This window comes from Caballeronia arvi (genome assembly GCF_001544695.2).
GTDB classification, from domain to species: Bacteria; Pseudomonadota; Gammaproteobacteria; order Burkholderiales; family Burkholderiaceae; genus Caballeronia; species Caballeronia arvi.
The window spans coordinates 1-15,633 of the sequence record NZ_FCOM02000095.1; the positions used below are offsets into that span (position 1 = coordinate 1).

Annotated in this window: 14 protein-coding genes; 8 read left to right on the forward strand and 6 right to left on the reverse strand. The window is 58.0% G+C overall.

The window, feature by feature from the left end; translation table 11 throughout:
• Positions 1-115 precede the first annotated feature (115 nt).
• Positions 116-1,552, reverse strand: coding sequence for an anaerobic sulfatase maturase (locus AWB74_RS40975; protein ID WP_235024893.1), 1,437 nt, complete (start codon positions 1,550-1,552; stop codon positions 116-118).
• Positions 1,553-1,751: 199 nt separating this feature from the next.
• Here AWB74_RS40975 and AWB74_RS40980 point away from each other — a divergent pair, with 199 nt between their 5' ends.
• The 3 genes from AWB74_RS40980 to AWB74_RS40990 all read left to right on the forward strand — a co-directional run bounded on the left by AWB74_RS40980 (position 1,752) and on the right by AWB74_RS40990 (position 4,013).
• Positions 1,752-2,288, forward strand: a complete 537-nt coding sequence (locus AWB74_RS40980; RefSeq protein ID WP_200822103.1) for a YidH family protein — start codon at positions 1,752-1,754, stop codon at positions 2,286-2,288.
• Between the two features lie 40 nt (positions 2,289-2,328).
• Positions 2,329-3,180: a bile acid:sodium symporter family protein gene (locus AWB74_RS40985; protein WP_061152259.1), complete on the forward strand. Its 852-nt coding sequence runs from the start codon at positions 2,329-2,331 to the stop codon at positions 3,178-3,180.
• A gap of 248 nt (positions 3,181-3,428) precedes the next feature.
• Positions 3,429-4,013: a cupin domain-containing protein gene (locus AWB74_RS40990; RefSeq protein WP_061152260.1), complete on the forward strand. Its 585-nt coding sequence runs from the start codon at positions 3,429-3,431 to the stop codon at positions 4,011-4,013.
• A 391-nt stretch (positions 4,014-4,404) separates the two neighbouring features.
• On the opposite strand, the gene AWB74_RS40995 is transcribed toward AWB74_RS40990, so the two are convergent.
• Complete coding sequence (locus tag AWB74_RS40995; RefSeq protein WP_143749460.1) at positions 4,405-5,193, reverse strand: hypothetical protein; 789 nt, start codon at positions 5,191-5,193, stop codon at positions 4,405-4,407.
• A 2,334-nt stretch (positions 5,194-7,527) separates the two neighbouring features.
• On the opposite strand from AWB74_RS40995, the gene AWB74_RS46105 reads away from it, so the two are divergent.
• From AWB74_RS46105 to AWB74_RS48840, 3 genes are all read left to right on the forward strand, one after another.
• A complete protein-coding gene (locus AWB74_RS46105; protein WP_143749461.1) occupies positions 7,528-7,839 on the forward strand; it encodes a hypothetical protein in 312 nt (103 codons plus the stop codon).
• A gap of 97 nt (positions 7,840-7,936) precedes the next feature.
• Entirely contained in the window at positions 7,937-8,197 is a 261-nt protein-coding gene (locus AWB74_RS46110) for a hypothetical protein (protein WP_143749462.1), read from the forward strand.
• A 256-nt stretch (positions 8,198-8,453) separates the two neighbouring features.
• The gene (locus AWB74_RS48840; RefSeq protein WP_061152264.1) at positions 8,454-8,936 is read left to right on the forward strand and encodes a sensor histidine kinase; all 483 of its coding nucleotides are present in this window, start codon (positions 8,454-8,456) and stop codon (positions 8,934-8,936) included.
• A 548-nt stretch (positions 8,937-9,484) separates the two neighbouring features.
• Here the strand turns inward: AWB74_RS48840 and AWB74_RS41025 are convergent.
• The 4 genes from AWB74_RS41025 to AWB74_RS47080 all read right to left on the reverse strand — a co-directional run bounded on the left by AWB74_RS41025 (position 9,485) and on the right by AWB74_RS47080 (position 12,393).
• Positions 9,485-9,748, reverse strand: coding sequence for a hypothetical protein (locus AWB74_RS41025; RefSeq protein ID WP_061152266.1), 264 nt, complete (start codon positions 9,746-9,748; stop codon positions 9,485-9,487).
• A gap of 478 nt (positions 9,749-10,226) precedes the next feature.
• Positions 10,227-10,925 carry a hypothetical protein gene (locus AWB74_RS41030; RefSeq protein ID WP_061152267.1) on the reverse strand — a complete coding sequence of 233 codons (699 nt, stop codon included), beginning with the start codon at positions 10,923-10,925 and terminating at the stop codon, positions 10,227-10,229.
• 474 nt (positions 10,926-11,399) lie between these two features.
• Entirely contained in the window at positions 11,400-11,885 is a 486-nt protein-coding gene (locus tag AWB74_RS47075; RefSeq protein ID WP_200822104.1) for a hypothetical protein, read from the reverse strand.
• On the reverse strand, positions 11,869-12,393 hold the full coding sequence (locus AWB74_RS47080; protein ID WP_327363164.1) for a DUF5939 domain-containing protein: 525 nt from the start codon (positions 12,391-12,393) through the stop codon (positions 11,869-11,871). Before AWB74_RS47080 ends, AWB74_RS47075 begins: the two co-directional genes overlap by 17 nt.
• A gap of 1,390 nt (positions 12,394-13,783) precedes the next feature.
• Between AWB74_RS47080 and AWB74_RS47895 the strand changes: the two genes are divergently transcribed.
• Both AWB74_RS47895 and AWB74_RS47900 read left to right on the forward strand, forming a co-directional pair.
• A complete protein-coding gene (locus tag AWB74_RS47895) occupies positions 13,784-14,452 on the forward strand; it encodes a CSS-motif domain-containing protein (RefSeq protein WP_235024894.1) in 669 nt (222 codons plus the stop codon).
• A 448-nt stretch (positions 14,453-14,900) separates the two neighbouring features.
• Positions 14,901-15,633 (forward strand): EAL domain-containing protein (locus AWB74_RS47900; protein ID WP_235024895.1); only part of this gene is annotated, 733 nt, incomplete at its 3' end.

Sequence of the window (15,633 nt, forward strand, 5' to 3'; positions counted from 1 at the left end):
CGCCAGACCGGGCGAAGAAGGTGCATCAATCACCGAACCGAGCCAGAAGGTCGCTCGCCGGTTCCTGCTCTGTGAGCCGTAACGGCCACCGACGTCATCGGGCGCTAACGTCCCGTCACGACGTGCGCCGCTCTTCACTGCTCCCTGGGTGGAACGAACGACGCGGCGCGTTATCGCCGTGGCAGAACTTGAACTTCCTGCCACTGCCGCACGGACAAGGCGCATAAGGACCGCGCCGCTTGTCGTCGATGGCGATCATCGCCATGACGTCGGAAGGCGGACGGCCACCGCGATAGAGCTTCGCCATCGTCTCCATTGCGGGGCGCGATTGCCTGAAGAAGAATTCGAGCCCCGCGCACAGATAGTTATGCCCCGCCTCGCCGTCCTTCGACCGCGCGAATCGGTCTTTCGGGCATCCGCCATTGCATAGCGCTCGCACATCGCACTGTCTGCATTGGGCCGTCAGCGTGTCGCGCTTGTCGCTGCCGAACTTGCGCTGCTCGGGCGACGCCAAGAGTTCGAGCATGTGCGTCTCGTGGATATTGCCGAGGCGATAGCCCGGTTCGACGAAGTGATCGCACGAATACAGATCGCCGTTATATTCGAGCGCGGGACCGAGCCCGCACGTCGGCGCGTGAATGCATAACAAATGGCGGCCGAAAAGCGCTTCGAGCGTGACATCGAACAATTGCACGAAGACCCGGCCGACATCGCGGCGCACCCATTCTTCGAAGACATCCATGAGAAAGACGCCGTACTGCTTCGCGCCGACCGAGCGGTCGGTGACGAGCGTGCCGGTCTGCGTGTAGAGCACGCGCTTGTGGCCTTCTCGCTCGCTCCAGCCGCGATTCGCGAGCTGAATAGTCTGCTCCGTCGCGCGCTCGATGACAGGAATGAACTGAATCCACTTCGCGCCGAGTTCGTCGCGAAAAAAGCGATACACCGCGCGGCCATGTTGCTCGTTCGCGGCATTGACCGTACACAGGATATTGAAGTCGACGCCATGCTTGCGCAATTGCCGCCAGCCGTTCATGACGAGATCGAAGGTGCCTTGCGCGCGGCGATCGACGCGAAAGGTATCGTGCAATTCACGCGGACCATCGACACTCAGGCCGACAAGAAAATCATGTGCTTTAAAGAACTCGCACCATTCGTCATCGAGCAGAATGCCGTTGGTCTGAAAAGTGTGCTTCACCACTTGGCCGGGCTTGCGGTACTTCTCGACGAATCCGACCGCGCGCCTGAAAAACTCCACCTTCATCAGCGTGGGCTCGCCGCCTTGCCACGCGACGGTGACTTCCGGCGTGCGATGCGATTCCAATAGCTGACGAATATAGGTTTCCAGCGTCGCCTGCGACATCCGATGTTTTTCATTCGGATACAGCGCCTCTTTCGACAGAAAGAAGCAGTATTTGCAGTCGATGTTGCACGTCGAGCCGCTCGGCTTGGCCAGCAAATGAAAGCGCGGCGGCGCGTCCCGTGGCCGGATCGCGGCCGCCTGGGAATCGTCGATCGTCGATGACGAAGCGCATGACCGCAACGTGGCCTCCATCGCCGTAACGCCCCTCCATTGTTAGAGTGCCGAAAGATTGCCCGACACCATACGCCGGGCGCCTCAACATTTGTTGGGTAGGAATTCGGAAGCAGAACGTCGTAGACACAAACGTGATTCGTATTTAAGACAGCTCGCGTGCAGAAAGCAAACGCATTTTCGCCTTTTTAGAATTAATCGGATTGAAGCAGGTACTTAAGTGGCGGTTTTCTCGCAATCGTTAGTCGCGCGCACCAAATTTACGTTGACGCACGCAAGCCGCCGTTATATCCGTGTGCAGCAACACTGGAACGCAGTGCCCAATTCGAGCCGACAGATCCCTACGGAGGCTGGTTTGGCAAACGTGGAAGCACGCTCGGCGAATCAACTGGCCGAAGAGCGAACTGACCTCGCAACGACGCGCACGCTGATGGCCGCTGACCGCACGTTAATGGCATGGACGCGCACCGCGCTCTCGATGATCAGCTTCGGCTTCACCATCTACAAGCTGCTGGAAGGATTCCGGGAAGCCGGCGTGCATCTCGCGCATCCGCACAGCCCTCGGACCATCGGCCTCTTTCTCACCGGACTGGGCACAATATCGATGGTATTGGGAACGACCGAATACTGGCGATTGATCGTCAGCCTGCGTGAGTATCATCCTGTCAGCGTTTGCCGACCGACATTCTTCGTCGCGTTAATCATGGCCCTTTCGGGCAGCTTTCTCTTCATGAGCATCATCGTGAGGTTGCTCTGAGCGTAGAGCTTCGCCGTACCTGTTCAAGGGTGCCAGTGCCGTGACAGAAACCGTGCTGATCCTGCTTAAGCTCTCCATCGGCGTGCTGATTGCCGGCGTCGGTGCGGGAAGTTCGTTGCAAGATATCACATTCATATGGCGCCGGCCCGGCATGCTGCTGCGTTCCCTGACCGCGATGTATCTGCTCGTTCCGCTGGTCGCGTTTGGCATCGTGCTGATTTTACCCATTGAGCGAGGTGTCAAGGCAGCGATGCTGGCGCTCGCCGTATCCGCGGGCGCGCCGCTGCTTCCGAACCGGCTCAAGAAATTGCACAGCGAGGAATACATCTTTAGCCTTCTGATCACGTCTTCGCTCGTGGCGATCGTCGCCGTGCCCGTATGGACGGCGTTCCTGAGCGACTGGTTCGACGTCGAAGTGAAGCTGTCGGTACGCACTGTCGTGACGGACATCGCGAAAACCATTCTTTTGCCGATTATGGTCGGCATGGGCCTTCGCATCGTGTTCCCCCACGCCGCGACACGGGTGTCGAACCAGGTCATGAAAATCGCATGGATCGTCCTGTCGATCTCTGCCATCGCCCTGCTGGTCACGCACAGAGAGCACCTCGTGGGCCTCACCTGGCAAGGCGTGCTCTCGTTCGTCGCGCTGATGGTCATTGCCTTGATCATCGGTCAGACGCTCGGCGGCCCCGATGCGAATGACCGGACGGCGCTCGCGATCACCTCCGCCATGCGGCACGTCGGCGTCGCCTTGGTGGTCGCGACGGAGTTCGTCGGAGTCAGAACCCTGGTGCTCGTCGTGACGTACTTCGTCATTGCCTTGATCGTGACGGGCATCTACCAGCGCTGGCGCCAACGACAAGCCCCGGAACTTATACGACAGACTCGATAACGCATGCGCGCAGTGAGCTCCAGCTCCGGACCCGTGTCCGCTTCCTTGAAGATGCTGCTGCTTCGTTCTTCGGGGATCGCGTTTTTCATTGGAGTTCCTCCCTGGAAACGGACTCTACGCCGCCACCGTACTAAATGCGGGGAGCAAGTCAGAGCAACTAAAGCGGCTCGAGTCCAATCGCTTCCTCCGCGCAAACGGGTGGCACTTGCATACCTGTAGCAGAACGAAAGACCGAATTCGGATGCTTCGTGCATGCGGAAAAACATCTTCGCGGCCTGCCACGCGGTCCGCTCTATTGGCATATCGATCGCTTCGCGAGCCGTCCGGCTGCCGAGGCAGCCAGGGAGAGAAACGGAACGGTTGTCGAAATCCTCGGTCAGGTCAGGCTTTTCACCATTGCGGGCAAATCTTGGCAAGCATCCTCCGGCGAGCATGTCGGCAACGTGGGCCCCTTGAAGCTGCCTGTTGCCAAGGCATTCATGGCAACCTACATGGAGGGCAATTTCCAACCCGGAATGCAGTCGACGGTACATCGTCATCCCGGCACCGAAGCGTGGCTCGTTCTGTCCGGCGCACAGTGTCTGGAGACCACGCACGGCAAGCAGATCGGCCGGCCCGGCGCGCCGCCGGTCATCGTCCCTCCGGGCGAGCCGATGCTTCTGACCGGAATCGGCAAGGAAGAAGGTCACTGGCTTGTGCTCATTTTGTTGGACGCCTCGATGCCTCGCGGATTTCCAGCCGACAACTGGACGCCGAAGCACACTTGTGAACACGCTGAACCTAGTATGCAGAGCGGCGAACCGGTCCCTCGAAGTGTGTCCGGTCGCGAGTAGGCGTCGACGTCGCCTTGCGGTCCGAACCCGGTCAGGTCGGGGTATCTCCGATGTAGCGTGCCGAGGCGCTGCGTCCTTGCGAGCGCTCTGTAGCGAACGAGCCTACAAGTTTTGAGGCGGCGTTCCGGCCATACCGGCGGCACGCACGCTGGTATCTGCCGCCTAGTCGGAATTTGACCCACGGGCTTCTCAGATCTGTTCTTCGCCCGAAGCAGGGCATCGAGCTCTTTAGGTACGCTTTGACCGCCTGCTAACTATGATAACGCCCGTAAGGCGGGCGCTGAAGCGCAGCGTTCCAAATGACCGAGGGGGATCGGCGGCTCCAATTACGGCTTCGCCGGATCGTCAGCGGCGTCCTTGGAATCTTGACAATGGTCAGCCTTGAGCCGAGTCATCGCGTTCCATGCTGTGACTGAAAGGTTCTCCGTAACACAATGTCGCGCTCGGGGTCTGGCAGCGCCAGCATAGCGTGCATCGTCACGCGCATTGCCCAACACGCGTCGATCGGCGCGGCGGCTGTAGGGTCCTGAGCGTAAGTCGCGTAGCGAGCGACGTTGGCCTGAAGATACCCGAGTTCATGCAGCAAAGACCGCCTCAGGCCCTCGTCGGCCCGTGCAAGTTGCTGCGCACCGAGTGACTCCTGTTCAGCGTCGGTTTCGCTTGCGCGGAGGGCCGCCAACAGCACGCGAAAATACACGTCGATTTGGGCTTCTGACATGTTACTCATCGGAATCCGATTAAGCACCTCGCTCATATCGTTCAGGCCGAAGCAGTCGAACGGAACGAGCGTGTCGAGGAAATGCGAGACAAGTTCGACGTACTGCAGACGCAACGGCGGGGGCACCAGATGGAGGCCACCGGACATCAGTTTCGTACGAACGCCGGGATTCAGAGAGGCGTTTCCCATGCGGTGTACGCTGTCAGCGATGTTGATGTCTCGGCTGATCCGGATTACCCAAGCGAGAATCAATCGTCCCTTATTTGAGGTGGGATCGACCCCATTGGCAGCCATCATTCGCCCATAGACGGACTCAGACTTCGCTATCACCGCCCCTGTCAGCTGATCGAATAGTGTGAGATCGCCTTGCAAGAGTTCAACACGCCGAGTCGCAGCATGGAGGAGCATTGGGCACATCAGTAAGATCAGAAACATGACTAGGCCACGAAGTAACGCGAGCATGTTCTCTCCGGCGGTCGGTTCAGGGGTAAGCGACGCGCCTGCATGCCGGCGCTTACAAACTCTGCGAGCCTCTCTGACTTTCACATAAAGGCGCAGACCGGGATGCGCGCATTCCGGCCGTATCGCCGATTACTTCGTGGTCGGGCGTCACACGACTATCCCCTCGCATGGGCCTTTGAATTCAAATATAGAGTGCGTTTTCGACTCTTGGTATTCGGAGTTTGGTTCAGATTTCCGTACTCGGCTGGCAATCTGCGTGAATAAATGCAGATCCACGTTATCAGGAACAAAACGCCGTTGCTGCGGAGGTCAACTAAGCCGAGGCGATCACCCCGCGGCTGCCTAGTGCCAACGCAGGCCCCCATCGAAATCCGGTCGGGCTCGCGAATTGGTAGTGGGGGTATGTCCCGTATCACTGTCCCGCGCAGCCCTTGAAGCGTACTTTTGGCTCGCGCCTAGTGCGGACGACGCTCGAACGTTGAAGGTCTTCGTTGACGGATTCCATCGCATTCATGCCATCGCCGAGCGAAAGCTCTTGGCGCGGCCTTCGAAGCAAATTGAGCTATCTGCGGCCGACTTCGCTACAGGCTGAGCTCGTCGCTCCGCGCCCTTCCGCTGGTCGCCGATTGTTGGCGGAGCTTTTGAATGTGATATGAGGCGAAGACGATTAGTTGCATTACGTCGACAGTGGCCGCTGCGTCCAGCCGGTTCTGACATGCGCGCTTGATACGCCAAGCGTGGGCTGCACGACGCGATACGGCTGTCCGACCAGCGCCGTGTTTCAGCCCTTCCCTCTGCCATGAAAAGTGAGGCCGAACGGGCGCGTGTTCACCTGGACATCAGCGTGCGTGAGAGAGCTTGATTGTGAACGCTGACGCCGTCCGCGTGCAGCAGTTCATCTGGAACCTGCTTAGCAACGCGGTGAAATTCACGCCCGCGGGGGCGGTCAATCACCATCAGACTCGCGCGATCTGAGAGGCAAGCGCGTCTTCACGTGACCGATTCCGGCCTCGGGATGGATCCAGTGTTCCTGCCCACACGTCTTCAAAATGAATCAACAGGATAAGCAGTTCGCGCACCCAAAAGGGTACGGCAACGGGGGCTGTCAATCGTCAACAGCACGCAGAAATCCATGGCGGTCGCGTACGCGCGCAATCCGATGGTGTTGGTCAGGGTGCTGCATTCTCGGCGCGTCTTCCGCTCACCGACGCTTCAGCTGACCCAACGAGCATTATCAATCCGGCATGACATTTCGAGGCTCGCTGGGGTCCACGTACCGTTCGTCGATGGCGAGCACGAATCGCTGGCGACCATGAGCCAACTACTTGACTTGGCCGGAGTAGTTTGGATTACCAACCAGCGCGTCACTGAGGCCTGTGCGATTGTCGAGCGGAGACGATTAAGGTCGTGCTGGCAGACGCTGGTCTACGTGGCATCGATGGGGTCGGGCAGTCCCGATGTCTGTTCGCGACACAAATAAAGCGGCACGAGCTTTCGGTCGCCGAGCAATACGCTAACGCGGTGGGCCCTGAGAAATCGGCTGTCTATATGACGTCGGCTTGTTCGGCTTTTTCGCATCATGACTTCTGCCTGGTTGACCCATCGCCTTTTTCACAGTTTCGGCGGCCCTCGAGCGGGTTGCTCGTTGGCTGATCAGGCCAGCTTTCGACTCCTGCTGCGACATTAAGATCTTCGACCATTTAGCCGACGAAACTTCGGTTCAAAAGCCCGCTGCGCGACGATCGTCTCCAATCCTTGACGATTGTTCTTGCTTTGTAGCGTTATGCGGCGCAGGCTAAAGGCGCAGTAAGCATCTGAGTCTGGGTCTCGTCAGCCGACACGTGCAACCGCCTCGTGAATGATAGACACCAACCTTATCTGGAGTTCCCGAGATGACGAACCGCCCGCTAATCCCAGCCACGCCAGGCACAAAGCAAGGCAACGACACATCTCAGAAGGCTCGAACTGAAGCGTTACGGCAGGCGGATTTGCAGCGCACGCGGAAGCGGCTCGACAGCGATTCGCATATCGATGTCCACGCAGCAAAGTGGCGCTACGTCTCTTCAGGGGAGTAGGCCGCGGAGGCTCTGTGAATGCGGAGAGGTGTTTAGCGACAGCGTGGGCGCAGCGGCGCACAAAGACCGACTACTGCATCGCGCAGTCGTAGCACATCGAGGATTCACCGTATCGCGTGCGTGAACACGCCGACCTGCCCTTCGATCTTCAATATTGGCACCGTGCTGCGTCGCCTTATTCCGGAGGACGACGCTTCAGCGACTGAACACTTCGCTTCGCAGGTCGGTGGAAAGTTGAAGTAAGGGCTGGTTGCTATGAATGTCACTGGCACCGGATGTCAAACATCTTTCGCTGTTTTCCGCAAAAAGAGCGCGCAGTGTCTCGATGTATCCCTTACCACTGGAACCCGCCATGTCGCGCATGATTAAGGTCGGAAACCATGAATTTCACGTCCGGGTGCAGCCCCTGTATGCCGGCGGTTTCAGCTTTACCGTTGTCGATATCGATCTCACTGGTCCGAAAGTGACCGAGATTCGCCACGAAAGTGCTCTTCGATTCGACACCGAAGAGGGCGCCTACGATGGCGGTTCAGCTCACGCGCGACGACGCGCTCGGATGTACAGACACTGACAGTCGCGAGCGACATTCCGGACGCCCCGCGCTTACGCTGTACGCCCGCCGCGGATTGCGTTCGCTAGGGGCGCAAAACAAGATAGGACGTTTCTTCATGAATTCCTCTTGGAAACTGCCCGTGCTGAGATTGGAAGGCGATCTTTTCTTTAATCATCGAATTATCAACAAAACGTTTCGGATACAGGTGACACATGAGTGCCTGGCCGACATTTTTGGCTCAGATGGCTCGCTAACCGGCGACAACCGTGCGCTGCAAGTGAATCTCCAAAGGATAGTTGCCACGGCGACCCGCAAGATGATGACCGGAATGAACTCGCCCCTCACCGTGCTCCGCTCCGATTTCGAAATCGCCTAAGTTGATGATGTGGCATCCCTCTGTTCCTTTTCGATAGGCGGACACATCGCTCGACCGCGACAAGCGGAGGTCTTGCGTCATGTACGCGTCACCTCTGGTCGATGCGCTCTTACTTCAACTATGGCAGGTGAATAGCGTCCGGGAGCTCGGGGCCCAGGAGGTCTCCGGCTGCGATACAGAAGTCTGTGGTCGCGCAGGCGCTCGATTTTTTCGCGAATCCAGACCGGCGAGCTCACCCTGCGCTTCTCGCCGACCGATGTGTGTGGCCGTTGTCCGAACCATCGCGGACGCGATTCAGAAGGATTTTGAGGCCGCCAGCATCGATTTTCGCGTGGATATTCCGTCTACTGCACTGCTAATCGGGGGCCATGCGGTTTGCATCGAGCAAATCGTTTGGAAAATTTTGAGCAACGCGCTCAAGTTCACGCCGAAAAGCGGACGTGTGATTGTGCAGGCCCGACAACATGACGACAATGTGCGGCCCGAGGTGAAGGATCCCGGCTGCGGGCTCGCACCGCACGCACTCGCTTCCGTCTTTGAGATGTTTCACCAAGTACAAGGGGCAGCCCGCACGAGGCCTCGGTATCGGGCCCTCGCTTGTCAAACAGTTGGCCCAGTGACACTGGTAGCAGCGCCCAAGCGTTTCCGCAGGCGAAGGAAAAGGCGCTCGCTTTGTCGTTTCCTTGCCCCCGCAAGCGTCATGCGCTCGGCGGCAGGCGACTTATTACCCGACGTCTGAGTCTTCAGTGGAAAGCGTTTGCAGCTGGTCCAAGCTTCTCGCGAAGCACTTGAAGCAATGGCGGATCTCCTTTCGATGTAGAACGCGCAGGTTGCAATGGCTGCGTGTGCCGACGACGCGCTAGCGCTCGCAGGACAAAACCTCTTCGATGCGGTCATCACACGCCACTCTCCCCGACATGGACGGGTATGAGTTGGTCGGGCGAAGTCGCAAACTGCCCAACTTCGCATCAGTCCCTATCGACGCCGTGACAGGACGCCTCGCCGCTCAAGAGGAGACAAATGCCCGTAACGCTGGCTGCGACGCCTGCCTGCTGAAGCCGGTAAGCTTAGAAGCCCTTGCTGCAGCATTACGCCGCGAGATCTAATTGAAGGTTCCCCAACACGGCATGATCAAATCCATGCGCCAGCTTTTAGTTGTCGAAGACAGGCGCGAGCGGAGCCGGATGAGGCAAGCTGTGCGCGATTGGCCGACTCGGCGCGGCCGCGCGCACGACGGGCAACGCTAAACTTGCCCAAACGCACACCACGTCGTCGAAGACCGACGTTTCACTGATTCTCGATCAGCAGCGTTTCCACACGGGACAAAGCACGCATGGGTTTCCCCAATACAGCATGTGAACGAGCAACGTTTAAGGCCGATTGCACGATCAGCGAGGGTGGCCCCGACGCATCGACGACGTCGATGAGGAACAGAATCTCGTCACGGATCTGCGAACGCTTCGCCGCCTCGTCCTTGAGAACCAATGAGCGCATGCGCTCGACTGCCATGAGGTACCCCGTTCGTTGTAAGTTCGGTTGCACGCTTTCCATCCTCGACCTCCATTCAAGAGCTCTCGAGCGCAGGCTGTTGGCTGCCCGACGCTGGGCCAACCATGGGCCTACGGAAGGTAGTCAGTCCGTATCCAGAGCCGAGACGTCGTGAATAAATCTGATGAACCCATCGTCCTGCGGATCTATCAGGCCCGAAGCGGCAAATGGGCTGGGCGGCTGATGCTTGTTAGTGAAAAGTTGGCGGATATTGCGCGGTTTGCCTGTCCTCGGAAGATAAGAAGGCAACGCAACAAAACCGGCCCCTTACCGAAACACCTCATCCTTTTCGCCGCCCAGCGATTGACCTTGCATCATAGATGCCCCGCCGGCCTCGTCGAATGCTGCCTCAATGACGAGGCAGCGTCAGTTGCTTTCCTGTGGTTCGATGGGTCGCGACCACGAATCCCGAGTCACTGTCAGAGCACAGCCAAGCTCCAATACGGTTCCTTCATCACTTCACGATCAGTTCTCTTGAACTTTAGAAACGTATGCGCACTCCGGCAAACGGACCCGCCGTCCTAATGTCGTAGTAGAACGAGGACGAGTTATAGTCCTGGGCGAGTATTCGATATCCGCCGGCCAGGTTGACTGACTTGGTGAGGTTCCAGAATGCGGCAGCGACAAGCTGCCAAGCAAAGTTGCTGCCGCCAGCACCGACATCTGCATAGCCAGTCACCGACCATTTTTCCGAGAACTGGTATGTAGCGCGAATTCCAACCAGCCCATCGACCCAGCTGACGTCACGGCCGCGCTCAACGCCTGCGGGTAACAGGGCACTTGGGGAAAAAGACAGGGTGGTGTGGAGATTTGTGTAGCGAAAGCCTGCCAGCACATCAACCGGCGTGGTATCGCTCTCCAGCACCCGGTAAGCACCCGCCACCTGCAGAACACCGTTGTCTAGTTGCAGCTTCGCCGTGCCCAGTTGGCCACCCAGAATCGGATCTGACGTCTTGGACACGCTAACGTAGAATCCATCGACGATGATGCCCCAGCGGCCCTTTCGCGCTTCGAACGTCCCCATGGCGCCGAAATTGAGGTTATGCCAGATATCCGAAAATTTCGCATTGACGTTCTGCGCCGGGATAACCTGACCGACACGAATGGTGCCGCTTTGGCCTGCCATCCAAAAATAGGGCGTCACCGAGAACGTCCAGGCGTTCTCCGTTGGTGCTGCCATCGGCTGATCCTGCGCACCCACTGATGCCGCCAGAGCAAACAACGACGCGCCCGTCCAACAACTCCTGTTCAGTTTCCACAGTCGCGACCGCATATGATCACCTCCCAAGGCGTCGGCACGGTATAACCACTGCAAGGATGCTCCTGTTTCCGGAAGATCCTAAAGCGATGAGCCTTCGCGAAGAACGCCGCCAGTTTTTTGCGATTCTCCACCCCATCCGCAAGCGATTGTTCTCAGTTCGCATTTCAGCTGCCGGTATCCGACGCCTTAAGCCAACTGCAAAGCGCCTGCGTCGACGTGCCCAGCTTGTGGGCCACGGCGCTCAAGCCGTGTCCCTTCTTGACTCGTCGCACGGTTGCTTCCTTGAACTTCGCTGTTTACGGCCGCTTCGGTACCTTGAACATCCAACGTTTCCTTCCTTTACTACAAGTCAATACGTGGCCTCTATACGTGACCTACGTGGTACGGGAAATTTCAGGGAAAGCTCAATGGCCTTCGCCGCTCTCCCGTGGCAACTAATTTAACGCGTCCGACGTGCGACACCGAACAATTCGCACCGGGAAACCAATGGCGTTGTGCGACCATCTCAAGCAATGAGAAATGCTGACGGACGAGTCCATACACATTCAGATCGCCGAGGCGTTCGTACATGACCGTCGAACCCTTGAGATCCGTGAAAACAAATGTCACTTGCCGAATCCCCAGCCCCTCTTTTTCGTCTACTCGTTCCGAGCGGAAGAGGCGCCGGAAGGTTTGTCTCGCCACGAGCGACCCTCCGGAGAGATAGGGTTCGAATTCGAGCGGCGGCTTTACGGCCTGCGCAACGACCTCGGGAGGCCAATTGATCAAGAGCAGCGACCCGCGTGTGCTCCCTGTATTGTTCACTTGAATGACGACGGGTCCGGGCGGTACAACGGAAAGCGATGTGGCAAGCCGTTGTCCGTCATATTCGACCTGCAAGAGCGTCGGCGACGTGGCTCGCTCCCCGGCGACCCGACAAGGCACCAGGGCCAAGCGCCGCCTGCAGAGTCGTCATCGAAGCTGGCGGCAGGAACGTAAGACCGCGCACCAACTCTCGCAAGAAGTCGAGAAACCGGACTTGTTGGCCGGCAAGCCGGCCGTCGCCGTTAAATCGGCGTTTCCAGTGGAAATCCTCGACGGAAAGAGAGTCGGGATCGTGGAACGTGAGCCTTCGAAGTTCGGGCGATATCGAAAACGTGACTTCGATGAAATCGTCCAGGTCTGTTTGGCCCGTAACGTCGCATAGCCCACAGGCATAGTGAGTCTTCAGCCTGCGCAACGAACCGAAGCTTTGCAGGATCATCCCCGACTGCGGACAGAGAACGTCCCAATTCATCTCGAACAATCCGTACCGCGCCGCATGAAGAAAGAGGTCGATGCATTCACTCTCTCGTATGCCGCGATCACGCGCAAATGCGAGCGGGTTGACCCGGTTAAACCGACCGATCGTCGCCGCTCCTGATCAGAGTCTCGAGCTTGGATACCACACGCGGGCTCCATGACCTCGCCTGCTCGATCTCGATCATCCTTCTCTCGAGAAGCTGATCGTCAATGTGCATCGTCGTGGCCAATTCAATGGCAAACTGTCAGACACACTTCGTGTCATGTCGCCGGATTCCCCGAATTACTTCCAAAGGCGTTGCTTCGCCTTGCATACTTCGACTTACCGGAGATTTCAAGATACGGTGACAGCTAGCCGGCGTCAACCGGGGGCAGCGCTTTGCAACGCGCGGCGCAGTCGATATCGCCGGCGCCCGCTTCTTTATCGACGATGAAGCCGGCCATCTGACGCCACCGTAGTGAGGTCGCATGCAGTGTCAACCGACGTCGACTGCCATTCCGGCCGAGGCTTCTGAACATGTTGGTCGCTCGATGCAGAAGGATCGGCTTCCGGCCGTCGGGCGCGAATGATGCGCACTGAAAATCTCTTTGTCATGGAATACTGGTTATCCCGCATTAACTAGTCTCCGGAGATTGTCGTTAGCCGCAACATGACACAAGGTATAACGGCACGCGAAAGCGCTAACGTTTGCGCGAGACCCGGCTTTCCGTGCAGTCGTGGATGGCGTGTCTATGCGCCACATTTCGCGACGTGTGATCGCAGAAACAGATCGGCATCGATAGCGGGACGCCTAGCTGACGAAGATGATCTGTTCGATAAAAAAATAGTGCGTCCAGACGGCAACACGGCGCTTTCTTGTCGATCGCCGGGGCAGCTTCGGCAATGCACTCAGTAGGAGGCCAGTGTGATCCTTGAAAACGAAATTCGGCAACTTGAACGGTCCGTCAACACTCTGGTTTGTCGACCGACACTGATCCGCCGTGAATATTGGGCTGCCCAGACGGAAAGACTTCTCATTTTCCCGGGACTGTCGGCCCGCGATCGCGGCCGATTGACCGCCTTACTTGAGCTTCTTGGAATAACAGCATCCGAGGTACCTCGGTCAGGCTCGCCGGCCGAGACTCCCGGTATTTCCGGAGAAGCGGACCGCGACGTGACCAGTCCGGATTGCACCGTCATCTGACCTTGCCAGGGAACATGTATCGACGCATACGACGTCCACAACGCCGATTGCCAACCTCAATTTGCGTTTATAGTGCACGTGGGTGCATCTTTATCTCGGAGACCACGAACCATGCTCGATCCGGATGCCATCTTGCGTCGCATTTTCCGCGGGTCGCGTCAGGTCAATGGGGAGGCTGCTTATCGATCGGTGCAGAGGAAGTAGGTCGCGTTGCGGGATGCGATAGCCCTCAGGCCGTCGAGCAAGCCGCCCGGGATTCTGGGCTTTACCCAGATCACATTGAAATCGAGGCGGCCTCTTCCGGAGCGACTCATGCATCCGCGGATCGTCGCCTGGGTTGATCTTTCGGCACTGATCCGGGCCTGTGTTTCCCTCGCGTTATTGCGACTAAGAGAGCTTTCCGGCTTATCGCTTACTTCACTTCCCGAACGACACTATGGCGCTTTGCGTTTGCGTCACCTGTCGTTTGGTGCAGAGGTAGCTTCCCTCAAGAAGATGGCCAATCTAAGAAAGATTATAAGAGAACCGAGATCTCCGAATGCTTCAGGTGGCTTCTGGCGCTTCGTGTCGAAGGCAACGCTGAGCGTCGCCGTGCTCGGCGGTATTTTGATCATGATCACGGCCGTTAGCATGGGCGATCACCTAGCCGCGCTTGCGATTCGGGCGAACGAGCGCCTGATCGGGAACGATCTGGTCGCATCAGTCGACCGCGTGCTCTACAGCGCTAGCGCTCAACGCCGCGCAAACATAGAGGCGCTCGCAGGGCTTCCGTGCAACACGTTCGAGCGCAAGCTCGCAGAACTCGAAACGCACCTGCTTTACATACGCGAGGTCTCGCTCGTTGAAAATGGCTACGTCCATTGTTCCTCCGCACTGGGGCCGGTCGATGTTCCTCTGTCCGCTTATCTGAACCCCAGGGGGGCACTCAACCATCGCGCTTCTGCGACAAACGCCATTTCAGCCGGACACCCCGGTGCTTAGTTTGTTCAGTTTCACGAGTGGCGATCGCGGCGTGCTCTATGTCATCGAAGGGGAATACCTCGAGGATGTACCGGTGCATGGCGTCAGATACGGCGCTCAACGCGCTGCATTTGCGATTGAAGGCGGCGGCTTGATGGACGATCACGGCCGTTTCGTTGCGGGGCTAACCTCAGAGGATGATTATTCGACGAAGGTTACGTCGCATGCCTGGCCGTTCGCAATTCAGGTGGCATCTTCGGCGGAGTTCATCGCAAAAAAGCGCTGGAGCTATTCGGCTGGCCTTTGGTGCAGTCGGACTGCTGGCGGCCGGTCTTATTGCCGCTCTATATCTGCTTGCGTTTGCGCCCCGTCGATTACTGCTGAGCGCCGTGCGGCGTGGGCTCAAACGCGGTGATTCCGCGTTGTTTATCAGCCGATTGTCGCGGTAGCCAACCGCGGAACAGTTGGCGTGGAGGCATTGCTTCGCTGGCATCATGCGAAGTGGGGGCCAATCAGTCCGGCAGTGTTCATGGACGAAGTCGAGTCGAGCAACATCCTTCCTGAGGTGACCCGTTTCGTTCTTCGAACAGCACTTGCTGAGATGGAAGCATTTCTTCCGGCTTCGTCCTTGAGGATCGCTGTCGATATCGCCCCGCGTGATCTCGAGCGCCGGGGCTTCGTTGACGAGGTCTTAGCGGCGGTCAAAGACTTGCCACCCAACGTGGAGCTCGTGCTAGAACTAACGGAGCGGTTTCTCCTTTCGGACAGCGTGCGGACATTGGCCGCGTTCGCCGCCTTGAAAGCCGAAGGCGTGAAATTTGCCATTGACGACTTCGGCACCGACCACAGCAATCTTGATCTGCTGAAGCGTTTCCCCTTCGACTATATGAAGATCGACCGGCAGTTCGTCGCTCAGATCGATATCGAAGGAGCCGATTCAATAACGGGGATAGTCGCACTCGCACAGCATTTCGGTCTTCAGGTCATTGCAGAGGGCGTCGAGTCAGAATCACAGCACGACGGCTTGGAATGGGTCGGAGTGCCATACGCACAGGGCTATTTGTATCAACGGCCAGTGACAGCAGAACGACTGATGGCGTCACTTGATACGTCGACAGCAATAACTAGTCCGACCTGCAAAATTCGATTTCCATCGCGGACGTTTTCCGGCGGTCGACCGACTTCCGCCGCACTCCGCCAAC